The organism is Cohnella suwonensis (assembly GCF_042655365.1).
In the GTDB taxonomy this organism is placed as follows: Bacteria; Bacillota; Bacilli; order Paenibacillales; family Paenibacillaceae; genus Cohnella; species Cohnella suwonensis.
In genome coordinates, this window is the sequence record NZ_JBHSMH010000005.1 from 541,325 (window position 1) to 553,710 (window position 12,386).

Below are 12,386 nucleotides of genomic sequence, written 5' to 3' on the forward strand. Positions count from 1 at the left end.
CCTTCCTGGCGAAGATTCGGTTACGCCCGGCCCGCGCGGAATTGCCCGAACGGCAGCCGCTGCGCGGCTTCATTCCAATATCGCTCCAATCGGGGCTCGTTCCAACCTGCGCGTCCGGCGGCCAGCCTTAGCCAACCGCCTCTGCGGTAAATCCAGCGCCGTTCGGGCAGCATCGTGAACAGCTCCTCGGGCGTCATCCCGTCCAATACGACGAAATCGGCTTTGTTGCCGGCAAGGATGCCGTATCCTTCCAATCCGAGAATCGCCGCCGGAATTTCCGTGATCATTCGCAGAATCGTCCGGATGTCCGCCGAACTTCCCATATGCGCGGCATACGCGGTAATCAGTCCGATCTGGATCAGATCGCCCCGGCCGAACGGATGGAACGGATCGTGAATGTTGTCCGACGCCGAAGCCAGCGGTATCCCTGCGGCCAGCAATTCCTTGACCCGGGTTACGCCCCGGCGGACGGGAAAACCGTCGTGCCTCCCCTGCAAGTACAGATTGGCGCCCGGCAAGGTCACGGCGGTTAACCGGGACTCGACCATTCGTTCGATCAGCTTGCCTGCGTCCATATCGTTCATGGCCGCCAGCGAGCATAGGTGATCGACCGTTACGCGTCCCGACCACCCCCGCTCTACCGTTCGCTTCGCGATATATTCGAGCGTTCGCTTGTTCGGATCGTCGCTCTCGTCGGTATGAAAATCGAGGGGAAGATCGTATTTCTCCGCCAACCGGAACAAGCTGTCGATGTCCCTCTCCGGCGTCGGGGAAAGATGCGGCGCGCTTCCGATCCCGGTCATCCCCATCCGGATCGCTTCTTCCAGCACCTCGGTCTCCTTATCCGCGAATCGGAAATACGGGGCGAGCGGAAACAGCTCCAGCTCCAGGTAAGGAGCCAGCTCCTCCTTCGCTTCCAGAGCCGCCTCCACGGTACGAAGGGCGACTTCGGCCCCCCATCTCGCGTGGAAGTCCAGATGCGTCCGGATCGCGGTCGTGCCGAACGATACCGCTTGAAGCGCCGACCGCACGATTCGCGCCTTGATTTCCTCCTTGGAAAATCCCGGAACGGCCGCGGAATAGTTGTTCACCGCTTCCGCCAGCGTGCCCGACGCATTCCCGACTTGCGGAAGGCAGAACGACTTATCCAGATGCATATGAGCGTCTACGAGACCCGGAAGGAGCACTTTCCCGCCCAGGTCCACGATCCGCTCGTCCGGTCGATCCCCCTGCATGCCGTCGATCGGCACCGCATCCGGAATATATACAGGCCCCTCCTGCGGTTCAACGGCAAGCCATATTCCGTCGCGGATCGTCAGCGTATACAGAAGCTTCTCGTCGCGAAGCGGCAAACTCGCATTCACCAGCATCCATTCGCCCGGCGTCATAGGACCGACTCCTTTATTTCCGTTATCCAGCAGTCAGATTTCGATTCATTGATCCATCAACGTATACCAAGTCCGTATGAGGATACGTTCATTATAAAATGAATTTTCCTTTCGTGTTACATCATCTACCTCTGTTTGTTATAAAACCTGACGCAACCCAACGTCTTTGTATCCGATTCTAAATATACCGTCGGCAGCATCCTTCTCATGGCGCAACCGGAAGCTCAATCCACGATTCCATCCCTTCCCGGCTTACGACCGCCACCACGGCGATATTCAAATCGCCGTCTTCCGCCCGATGAGCCTCCTTCATCGGAAGCCCGTTCGGATGCCGGAACAGCGTCGGGAACGCGCTGCCCGTCAACTCCAGCCGAAGCGCCGACCCGACCGGAAACTCCGCGGCAAACGGACGCATCTCGATCCGCGCCGCCCGCCACTCGTCTCCTGCACCCCCGACCCCGATCTCGATTCTGCCGACGGACAGGAATTTGGCGCGGCCGTCCGGGAGCAACAAGCTTAAGATCGCCACAAGGTCAGTCGGACCGTCCATCGACTGGCATGTCACGTTGACGCTCGGTGCCCCGAACACCTGTACGCTTTCTTGAAGCGGTTCTCCGGAATAAACGAGGATTTCATACCGATCCTGCTGCGCGCTGCGATCCACCGGCGCGAAACCGGCGAGCGGCATGGGCAGGCGGGCGTCATACACGAAGACGTCCGACGCCGCCGAATGATCGATTGCCGCTTTCCGTTCGGTCAAGCCTCCTCCGCCAAGCGCCCCGTTGGCCGGTATTTCCGAACCCGTCATGTACCAACGGCGTCCACCCTCCCCATCGGGAAACCGGCCCGCCTCTCTCCAGCGCATGCTTTCCAATTCGAAATAACGGACGGGCGGCTCGTCGAACACGCCGTTGTCCCGTTCTCCCTTCAGCCAATAATCAAACCAGCGCAGCTGCTTCCGGTGCATGTCCCCGTCGGCTTCCGGACCGTGATCGATCCCTCCGGGCTTACGCCCCCATGGGATATGCACCCACGGTCCGATCTCCAGACGGTGAAATAGCTCAGGCGTGCGCGGCAGCTTCTGCAGCGCCTGATAGGACTGCAGCGTGCCTTCCAGCAGAAAGTCGTACCAGCCGCCGATATGCAAGGTCGGGATCGGCGCTTCGACGAACTTCTTCAGCCAGTTTAACCCGTCCCAATACCCGTCGTATTCCGAATGGTTCACCCAGTCGAAGTAAGCCGGACAGTATTCCACCAATATCGGATCCCGTTCGTTCAAAGGCATACGCCGAAGCATTTCCTGCGGATCGTTCAGGATTCTCGAGCATACGGCCTCCGCTCCCGTGTCGCCCGCGCGTCTTGCGGAGTCGCGCGCCAACTGGTACGCCCAGATCAACATCCCTTGAGAGAAGCTCCCGAACGGGTAAACCCATCGGTGCAGATCTCCCGTCGTCATCGACGGAACGATGGCGATCAGGCCGGGCGGGCGAAGCGAAGCCGCGGCCCATTGCACGATGCCTTGGTAGGAAAATCCGTACATGCCGACCCGTCCGTTCGAATGCGGCAGGGAAGCCGCCCATTCCACCGTATCGAATCCATCCTCCGCTTCGTGAACGAAGGGAACGAATTCGCCTTCGGAATCCCCCCTCCCCCTCACGTCCTGCACAATAACCATGTAACCTTTGCTGGCATACCAGACCGGATGCGCGTGACTGACCGTCGAAGCGATTTTCCTGCCATACGGTTGACGCAAGAGCAGCACCGGGTATTCTCCGGATTCCTCCGGCATGTAGATATCCGAATAAAGAGTAACCCCGTCCCGCATCGCGCATGGAACCTTTTGCTTAAGCGTTACGTTTCCGAACCGCATGACTGTTCCCCCTTCCCGGCTTCGATTGAAACGAAGCCAAGCGCATCGTTCCCGCGCTTGGCTTCCGGCTTCGGCCTTCCGTTCGTTATTTCGGCAAAAATTCCGTCGTGAACGCTTTGGAAAGATCCAAATCCTCTTTTAAGAGACCCAGCTCCGTCATCTGCTGTTTCAGCGTTTCCCACCGCTCCAGCGACATGTACCCCGTCCCGTTCGCCGCCGCATCGCCTCCGTACACGAGTTCCTTCATCGTATTGGATGCATAAGTCATTGCCTCCGCATTCAGATCCGGGTTCTGTTCTTTAATAAACGGGTTCACTTCTTCGAATTGGTCTTTGTAGTAGTCCCACCCTTTAATGGAGGCCTGCACGTACGCTTTCACGATATCGGGATGATCTTTCAAGTACGACTCGGTCGTAATCAGAACGTTGTCATATGGCGCATACCCGGAATCGGCAACCCACATCAAGCCGACTTCGACGCCTTCCTGCTGGACATAGAACGGCTCGTTCGTTCCGTAAACCTGCGTGACGGCCTTCGAATCCGCGGTGAAGTTGGCCATCTGGCCGTTGTAGACCATCTCTTCAACGTCGTCGAGCTTGTACCGCTTCTTTATATATTCCCAGTAAGCGATACCGGCTTGCGTGTACACTTTGCGCCCGTTCAGTTCGGAGAAATCCCTAACCGGCTCCTCCTTGTGATACATCAGCGCTTGAGGCGTTTTCTGGAAAATGCCCGCCAACGCGACGACAGGAACGCCTTCCGCTCTCGCGATCAACAGATCGTCCGCTTTCGACATGGCGAATTGCACTTTGCCGGAGGTCAGCAATTGCACCGGATTGATCTGCGGACCTCCCGGCTCGATCGTCATATCCAATCCCGCTTCTTTATAGAAATCTTTCATCAGAGCCGCGTACTGTCCGCCATGTTCGGGCTGAGGGAACCATCCGACAATTTGGGTCACCTTCGTTAAAGGTTTGTCCGCATCGCCCGAAGCCGAAGCGGAAGGCGCGCTCGAGGCAGGTGCGCTCGAAGCAGGCGCACTAGACGCAGGCTCGCTCGACGCGGAATTATTCGTATCGTTGGAACCGCACGCCGTCGCGACCATAACCATCACAACAATCAGACCGAGCAATGAAATCCATTTACGCATTTCGAAATCCTCCTCATAGGTAGTCGGTAATGTGATGTAATCATAGCTTCGCGGTTTTCGATGTGTCAATTCTTTGTGTCAGTTTTACTCACATAAATGATCATCTTTATTCTGAAAAACAAAAATAAATTAAATTTTGTTTTTGAAAACGAACGATTATGTGACGCACTTGTAACAAAATTGAATGTATGTTTTATTTTAAGAGAGGTTTATGTAAGTTATTAAGACGTGAAGTTGACTTGAAGGAAGAAAGGTAGGCGGCTTAGGATGACGAAACGAACGGTATTGATTACCGGAGGCAACCGCGGCATCGGTCTCGCCATTGGCAAGAAATTTAGCCGGGAAGGGGATCGGGTCGTCTTGTTAGACTTGCCGGATCAGCCGAGTCCCGAAGCGCTCAGCCTGATCGCCGAGAGCGGCGGCGGCTACTTCTCGTGCGATATTTCCGTCAAATCCGCCGTGGACAGCGTTATCGCTTCGATATTTAATCAATTCGGCTTCATCGATGTCGCGGTGAACAACGCGGGAATTCTGAGATGGCGCTCTTTCCTGGAGACAACGGAAGAAGATTTCGATTGCACTTTTAACGTCAACGTCAAAGGCTTGTATCTGGTCACCCAGCCGATTGTCCGCGAGATGGTTGAACGAAGAGAAGGCGCGATCATTAATATCGCATCCATGGGAGGAAAATGGGGGTCAACGCTTCAGTCGGCCTATTGCGCCAGCAAAGCAGCCGTTATCGAGCTTACGAAAGTAATGGCCATGGAGCTTGGCCCCTATAACATTCGGGCGAACAGCCTATGTCCGGGCATCATCAAATCGGAAATCGGGAAGGATTCGCCAAGACCGGCGGATTGCTGGCTGGACAAAACGCCTTTAGGCAGGCTCGGACAACCGGAGGACGTGGCCGACGTCGCTTATTTTCTCGCCTCCAAAGATGCCCGCTACATGACGGGGCAAGCCGTTAACGTTACCGGCGGAATGATCATGTATTAACTCAAACGACCATGCAATCTTCCTGAGGAAAGGGGATGACATTCTTGGATCTTACTGTCGAGGAAGCCCTTCATCTGTATCCTCTATCCAAAGCAAAGCTTGTCGCGGGCGCCAAAGGCGCGAATCGCGTCATACGATCGGTGAATATGATGGATGCCCCGGACGTCTTCAACTGGGTGAAATCGGGCGAAATGCTGTTCACGACGGCGTTCGCCATCAAAGATACGCCCGACGACTTCCTGCTGATGCTTCGGAAGCTGAACGAACGGGGGTCGGCCGGTCTCGGAATCAAGCTCGGACGCTACTGGACAGAAATCCCTTCCATCGTGGTCGAAGAAGCGGATCGGCTTCATTTCCCCCTTATCGAATTGCCGTTCGAGTTTACGTTCTCCGATCAGATGAACGCGTTGGTGAAAGCCGAGATCGAGAAAAACACGAAACAGCTTCACGACGCGCTCGATAAGCAAAAAAATCTGATCCGCTTCGCCATTCAACCCGGGGATTCGCCCAACCACTTCCAGAAAATCGGAGAGGTCCTGTCGCATCCGATCGTCGTCATCGGAGCGCGGGGGCAAATTCTGTATTGCACGAGCGATTGGCCGGAAGCCGAGATTCTCAAAGGCTGGCCTTGGAGCTCTAAATCCGAGAAAACCCGTACGCCGAACGGTTTGCGTTATACCCTCCCCTTGATGCAGGAAGGGGAATGCTGCGGGTTTCTTCTTGTGATTCCTCTGGATGCCGCCATTGCCCAAGAGGATGTAGGACTCTTCCACCAAGCCGCCGAAATCTTGTCCTTTCAGATGAATCGGCTGCAGGACGAAGCGCTGACCGTATCCGGGCATCGCTGGATATTAATGCTTGAGCGTTATCTACAGGGGAAAATGACGCCGGAACACTTTATTGAACAAGTCAAGGCGACGCGCAATACGGCTCAAAAGGCCGCTTATCTGTGCGTGAATACCATCCCCGTGCGACAGCTCCTTCCGGAATCCGATCTGCATAATGGACTCCGCAAGATCCGCCGGGATTTGATGTACCACCCCTATCTGACGGGGATCGATTCCCATCACCTTTTTCTCGATTCCGGCATGGTATCTATTTTTTCCATTCCGGAAGGAGACATTTCCGTCACCGCACACCTGCACCGGATCGCGAAAATATACAAGGAAGTACTGGAAGAGACGGAAGATCCCGGATTCCGCTGTTCGATCGGCAAACCGAAATTCGCTTTGGAAGCGGTACGGGAAGCTTATCAGGAGTGCCGGGAAGCGATAGCCCTCAGCGAGCGCTTGTCCATCGGTCATAAGGTTACGATGTTCTCGGATCTTGAGCATATCTCCCTCTTCCGCCATATCCCCCGCGATGCGGTGAAGAAATACATCTTAAACCTTCTTCAGCCCCTTCTGCAGAAGGACGATGATTACGCAACCGAGATGCTGCATACGCTCGAAGCTTATTTCGCCAATGAAGGCTATATCAACGATGCGGCGAAACAGTTGTTTGTCCACCGCAACACGGTGCTGTACCGGCTTGAGAAGATTAGCGAGCTGCTGAGCGTGGATTTGCGAAAAACAAGCGATCTGCTTCAATTGAAGCTGGCGCTCATATTCAGGGAAATTTTGCAGGCCGAGGAATGAGCGGCGCAAGCGAAAATGAACCAAATCAAAGAGAAAGACTCCCCGAAAGCAGGGAGTCTTCTTTTCTCGAACGCGGCATGCAGCTATTTTAATTACCGTACACTTTCCAACTTTCCACTCCCGTCGAGGTGGTGGCCTTGGCCGTAATGTTCAGCCTGATCTTGTTCGTAGACACCGGCGTGAACGTCGTCGTATTGTACTGGTTGGCGAGCAGACCCAATCCGACGGGGCTGGCGACGTTCACCCAAGCCGTCCCGTTCCAATATTGAATGGAACAGGAAGCGGGAAGATCGATGCCTTCATCGTCATCGAACCAATAGACGTCAGCGCTCGATATCGTGTAATTCTGGCTGAAATCGTATTGAATCCATTGCGTCGTGTTCGGATTGTCCCAGTTGCCGTACACGGAGTGCCCGCGATCGTTCGAGCTCGTCGGCGTATAGCCGTCGTTCAGTCCCGTCAGGCTCTCCCACGACGAGACGAAGGACGTCGATGCCGTGCCGAGCGGCGCGATGTTGGACGGCGTTGGCGTGCCGCCGTACAAGGCCGTGATCTCCGAAGCGCTGAGCGCGCGGCTGTACATGCGGAAGTCGTCGACCGACCCGTTGAAGTAAGGATCTCCCGAATACTGGGATCTGCCGATCCAGTTTTGCGTCGTATTGCCGAGGCTAGACGGATTAAGCGTCATGCTCGCGTTCGTCGCCACTTGCACCCCGTCGACGTAAAGCCTGCCCGTCGAGCCGGAAATCGTGACGGCGACGTGTTTCCAGACGCCGGTCGGGAACGCGGTCGTCGAGCTGATTTGCTGCTCCGACCCGTTACCGTTCGTCGTGATGGCGAATCGAAGCCCGGCCGCTCCCGGTTGCGGCGACAGGAACATATAATTCGTCGTGCCCGTGCCGATGTCGAAGATGCGCGTCCAGTTGCTAAGACTGTTCGCTTTCACCCACGCCGCGACCGTGAAGCTCGTCGCGCCGTTCGCGATGCCGTTCGGCATGCTCACGTAACCGGTCGAGCCGTTCAAGCTAACGGCGTTGCCGCTCTGTCCCGCTGCCCAAGTCGCCCCGCCGTTTAACGTGCCCGTCTTGCCGTTGCCGGACGTATCGGCCGCCGAAGTGCCGCTCGTCTCGCTGAACTGATAGCGGACGAGTTGATCCGGCAATGCGGCTTGAACGGTGATCGTCACCGAATCCGTCGCCGTCAACGCGGTATCGCTAGCGGAGAGTTGGAACACGTACGTTCCCGCCGCCGTGACCGTCGCGGTCGTGTTCAGCGAGCTTGCGTTCGCGATCGTAGCCGTGCCCGGTCCGCTTTGCAGGCTCCATGTCGTCGTCACCGCGGCGCCGCTCGGCAATCCGTCGTCGCTCACGGTACCTGCCAGAGTGATAGCGGCCGGCAGCGTAACGGTTGCGTTCGAGCCTGCGTCGACGATCGGCGCATTGTTGACCGGCGTACCCTGTTGCAGCTTGATGTCATAGGTCGCGGCGGTACCGATGCTGAGGTTGACCGTCGTCGTTCCGCCCGCGGTCGCATTGACGGAGCCGACGGCGGCGTTGTTGACGAGGATGTTATACGTGCCTGCAGCCAATCCCCTGAACGTCGCTTTCGTCGTATGCGCCGTTCCCGGCGTCGCGTTCGCCAGCGTGAAATTGACGGCGTTTTTGGCGATGGCGATCGTCGCGCCCGTATATTTGTCGCGTTCGAGCTCCATGCCGAACTTCTCGGTAATGAGATTCAGCTTCTGGAATACGCCGTCCTTCGGCGTCACGGCATAATTGCCGCCGGAAGAGGTCACGTCGCAACCGTAGCAGTACAGGCCGAAGATCGGGTCGACCGCGACGTCGGCGCTCAAGATCTTGATCGCGCCGAACAAGCCGAGATCCGCTTCCCCGGACATGCCGCGCCAGCCGTTGAAGAGCGGCCCGCCGTCCAAGCCGAGCGCGCCGTTGTTGCCTTTGCTCGACTGGTACGTCCAAGACACCGCCCCGATGTCCGCCGCGTCCGAACTGATCTGCCCGGAGTTGATCGCGCTGACGTTGGCGATCTTTGCCGCGTACGACAGCCTTTGTTCGACTTCCGGCGTCGTCGAGTGGTTGCGGGTCCAATCGTCCATCGCATAGCCGGCAAGCGATACCGTGTATTGGAAGTTCCACCAAGGCTCTCCGGTAATCGTCACCGGATCGGTGTAGAAATACCAGACCGGCATCTGGCCGCGGGTCGCGCGGGTTTTCGTGTTGATTTTGCTTTTGATCGTAGTGTTGTTGTTCATCTTCGCGAGCGTGTACACCGCTTCTTCGCCCGTGTTGTCGTAGTTGTATTCGGAGCCGTAAGGATACGTCGTGTTGGCGAAATTGTTGTATTTGGTCGCCATTTTCGAGATCATGTCGTTCGCCTGCGTCGTATACCCTTCGTCCTGCAGCGCTTTGATGATTTCCGGCGTCGTCAATTCGCCCATTAATCCCGTATTCCAGTTATAAGCGACCGGTCCGTCGTACAGCGCTTTGAAAATGTTGTATGCCCGCAGCAAATACGTCGTCCGCGGATTGTCGTACGTGATCAAGTTCGGGTACAGCTTGGAAATTTTATACATGCTGAAAAACGTGTTGTAAATGTGCGGGTAGGCGTAGCCCCGGTACGTTGGCGTCGTATTCGGCACCGCCATGAGGAAGTCGTAGATAAGATAGTCCGAATGGTTCGTCGCCATCAGATTGTTCCAAATCGCGACCGTCAAGTAGTCGTCGAGGGCCGTAACTTCCGTCGCGACCGGGGTCTGAACGTTTTTCTCCGCCAGGAACTGCGCGTGGGTGTAGCCCCAATCGTCGCCCCAGCCCCAGTATCCGGCGAAATTGTTGCGCTTGGCGTTGTTCTGCATCATCCAGTCGTCGAACACTTTGTCCTTGATATTGCCCGGAACGTTCCACTGCTGGTTATTGACCATGAACGTCGCGTGGCGCTGCAATGCCGCGTCGATCGGCTCGATCGCGTAAAATTGAAGCACCGTCTTCTCCCCGTTGCCGTAAGTGACCGTCACGTTGTTCGGCCCGAGACGGCTCATCGTCAGGGAGTAAAGCTTATGATCCGTGCCCGTCGTGCCAAGCGAGGCGATCGTCGTCTCGGACGGATATTGGGCGACGACGGACGTGATCGCCTTCGACGTGTGCAGGTCGAACTTCGCGGTCTGGTTCGTCGGCACGATCATGCCCGGCACGACGTTGACGTCGACGAGACCTTCCGTATACAGCTTATCTTTGAGCGCTTGCTCGTTCGCCGTTTTGAAAAACTTGAACGAATACGTTTTGCTCGCGTTCGGCGCGAGCGTCAGGCTCGTGTTCGGCAAGTAACCGCGGTTCGTGCTCTTGATGACGTTGGAGTGGATATAGTACACGGTAAGCCCTTCCGGCCAGCCGCCTTGGTCGGCCGACCAATTGCTGCCCGGATGCTCCTCGACGCGCCAGTTGTCCATATACTCGAAGCCGGCGCCCGTCGTCGCGTCCGGGATCATGAGCAAGGAAGGACCGATGCCGCTTGGGCGCTGAGCTGTAATGTAAGAACTGTTGTTACCGACGAAGGAGTGCGTAACGACCCGCGTTTCGTAGATTTGTTCGTTGTTGCCGCCGGACCAGAACTCGTTGAACGGCAGCGGCAAGCCTAGGTCGCCGATCTCCAACGTCTGCGTGCTCGTATTCGTCAAGTTGATCGACCAGACTAGCGCGTCGTTCACGAGCGAATACGTCTCGACGACTTTGAAGTTTTTGACGCCTTCGGCGTTCGTCGAGTTCTGATAGGTGACCGTCACCGTGCTGCCGCTCTGGCTTTGCGTTCTGCCGTCGGCGGACTTGCTCGTGAGAGCGGTCGTCCATGCCCCGGAGCCGAGCCGGTATTTGAACATCAGTTCACCGACCCACTGATGGTCGGCCGTGTTCTGGTTCGGAGCGTTCGTTCCGTTCATGACGTAGTTCGTCGGAAAATTGTCGCCCACGAGCTGGATCGACGTCAATTCGCCGTTCGATCCGGTTTGCACGTTAAAAGTCCCGTTCGTAATCGTATAAGCGGACGCCAGCTTCGGATAAACGATTAGAAATAAAGCGCTTACAAATAGACTTGCCGCAAATACGATCATTCGTTTCGTTTTCGGCAGGATGGCCTGCGAGAACATGATCCATTCCTCCTCGGTTATCGTTTTTCAGCCGGTTTTCTCCTTCTGGATGTCCCTGTCTTCTCTCTTTGCCAATGCGGGCGCCGCCCTCATCACCTCCTTTCCGCCGATTTCGAAAATCTAAACGTTTAGATTTTTGCTTAAAAGAATTCAGCATTGCCCGCAAGCCGCAACCGTATCACGTTCGATCAGCGCACAGCCCGGCATCGGCCGGTTATCCGCCTGCTCGGCTGTCATTCATATCCCCGATGACGCGAAGTACTCTTCCCGGGTATTGAGCTTGACGTTGCGGGTGCCGTTCAGCACGAAGATCACGGTGGCGGTCTTGACGTTGGATGTGGCCGCGATAAGTTTGATGCCGATCTCCGTCAACGGCCGCACTTTCTCGTTTAATCGTTTAGAAAAGTTCTTGCCTTCGTTATATCATGCGCCCTTCTCAGGCCGCAACGGCTAATCCTGTCTAAGTTTGTCGAAATGGCGGATGCGACGAAAAAAAAGAACCGCAAGCGAACGGTTCGTTCGTCGCGGCCCTCTCGGCATCCCTTATTTTCCCTGGAACGCCTTATTGTAACACTTGCGGCATACCGGCTTGTAGTCTTCGCTGCCGCCGACTTGGATTTGTTCGCCCTCGTTGACCGGGACGCCGTCCTTGAACCGGATGACCATCGTCGCTTTGCGGTCGCAATACCAGCAGATCGTCTTGATCTCTTCGATCTTGTCCGCGTACACGAGCAGATTATAGCTTCCTTCGAACAATTCGTTCTGGAAATCGTTCTTCAGTCCGAACGCCATGACCGGCACGTTCAGCTCGTCCACGACCCTCGTCAGTTCCACGATATGATGCTTCTTCAGCCACTGGGCTTCGTCTACGAGCACGCAGAAGAATCGGCCGGATCCGGACAGCTGCGTTTTGACCGCTTCATATAGGTTCGTGCGCTCGTCGACGGGAATCGCCGGACGCGTGAAGCCGACCCGGGAACCGATCCGGTCCGATCCGTTTCTCGTATCGATGGACGGCGTGAAGATGAGCACGGGCTTGCCTTGCTCCTCGTAGTTGTGCGCGACTTTAATGATCTCGAACGACTTGCCGCTGTTCATCGTCCCGTATTTGAAATAAAGTTGTGCCACTGTGCAACCTCCGCAATGATGATCGATAGCCACCATTATACATGAGAAAGACTCCCCGTAA

At 56.1% G+C, this 12,386-nt stretch carries 8 protein-coding genes; 2 read left to right on the forward strand and 6 right to left on the reverse strand.

Translation table 11 applies throughout. The features are described from left to right. Positions 1-20: 20 nt before the first annotated feature. The 3 genes from ACFPPD_RS04700 to ACFPPD_RS04710 form a co-directional block, all read right to left on the reverse strand. Complete coding sequence (locus tag ACFPPD_RS04700) at positions 21-1,388, reverse strand: amidohydrolase family protein (protein WP_209743607.1); 1,368 nt, start codon at positions 1,386-1,388, stop codon at positions 21-23. Positions 1,389-1,593: 205 nt separating this feature from the next. Further along, positions 1,594-3,258, reverse strand: coding sequence for a CocE/NonD family hydrolase (locus ACFPPD_RS04705; RefSeq protein ID WP_209743609.1), 1,665 nt, complete (start codon positions 3,256-3,258; stop codon positions 1,594-1,596). A gap of 85 nt (positions 3,259-3,343) precedes the next feature. Further along, positions 3,344-4,408 carry an ABC transporter substrate-binding protein gene (locus ACFPPD_RS04710; RefSeq protein WP_209743611.1) on the reverse strand — a complete coding sequence of 355 codons (1,065 nt, stop codon included), beginning with the start codon at positions 4,406-4,408 and terminating at the stop codon, positions 3,344-3,346. A gap of 267 nt (positions 4,409-4,675) precedes the next feature. On the opposite strand from ACFPPD_RS04710, the gene ACFPPD_RS04715 reads away from it, so the two are divergent. Both ACFPPD_RS04715 and ACFPPD_RS04720 read left to right on the forward strand, forming a co-directional pair. Next, a complete protein-coding gene (locus ACFPPD_RS04715; RefSeq protein WP_209743613.1) occupies positions 4,676-5,404 on the forward strand; it encodes an SDR family NAD(P)-dependent oxidoreductase in 729 nt (242 codons plus the stop codon). Positions 5,405-5,448: 44 nt separating this feature from the next. After that, complete coding sequence (locus ACFPPD_RS04720) at positions 5,449-7,041, forward strand: PucR family transcriptional regulator (protein ID WP_209743615.1); 1,593 nt, start codon at positions 5,449-5,451, stop codon at positions 7,039-7,041. A gap of 88 nt (positions 7,042-7,129) precedes the next feature. Here ACFPPD_RS04720 and ACFPPD_RS04725 read toward each other — a convergent pair whose 3' ends face one another. The 3 genes from ACFPPD_RS04725 to ACFPPD_RS04735 all read right to left on the reverse strand — a co-directional run bounded on the left by ACFPPD_RS04725 (position 7,130) and on the right by ACFPPD_RS04735 (position 12,325). After that, positions 7,130-11,197: a DUF5695 domain-containing protein gene (locus ACFPPD_RS04725; RefSeq protein ID WP_378081344.1), complete on the reverse strand. Its 4,068-nt coding sequence runs from the start codon at positions 11,195-11,197 to the stop codon at positions 7,130-7,132. 237 nt (positions 11,198-11,434) lie between these two features. Continuing rightward, entirely contained in the window at positions 11,435-11,569 is a 135-nt protein-coding gene (locus ACFPPD_RS04730; RefSeq protein WP_378081346.1) for a helix-turn-helix domain-containing protein, read from the reverse strand. A 171-nt stretch (positions 11,570-11,740) separates the two neighbouring features. Further along, positions 11,741-12,325, reverse strand: a complete 585-nt coding sequence (locus ACFPPD_RS04735; protein ID WP_209743617.1) for a thymidine kinase — start codon at positions 12,323-12,325, stop codon at positions 11,741-11,743. Positions 12,326-12,386 lie beyond the last annotated feature (61 nt).

Bases quoted from the DNA above. Each gene is read 5' to 3' on its own strand.
- ACFPPD_RS04725 (WP_378081344.1), bottom strand. From the start codon at position 11,197: ATGTTCTCGCAGGCCATCCTGCCGAAAACGAAACGAATGATCGTATTT.
- ACFPPD_RS04705 (WP_209743609.1), bottom strand. From the start codon at position 3,258: ATGCGGTTCGGAAACGTAACGCTTAAGCAAAAGGTTCCATGCGCGATG.
- ACFPPD_RS04715 (WP_209743613.1), top strand. From the start codon at position 4,676: ATGACGAAACGAACGGTATTGATTACCGGAGGCAACCGCGGCATCGGT.
- ACFPPD_RS04700 (WP_209743607.1), bottom strand. From the start codon at position 1,388: ATGACGCCGGGCGAATGGATGCTGGTGAATGCGAGTTTGCCGCTTCGC.
- ACFPPD_RS04710 (WP_209743611.1), bottom strand. From the start codon at position 4,408: ATGCGTAAATGGATTTCATTGCTCGGTCTGATTGTTGTGATGGTTATG.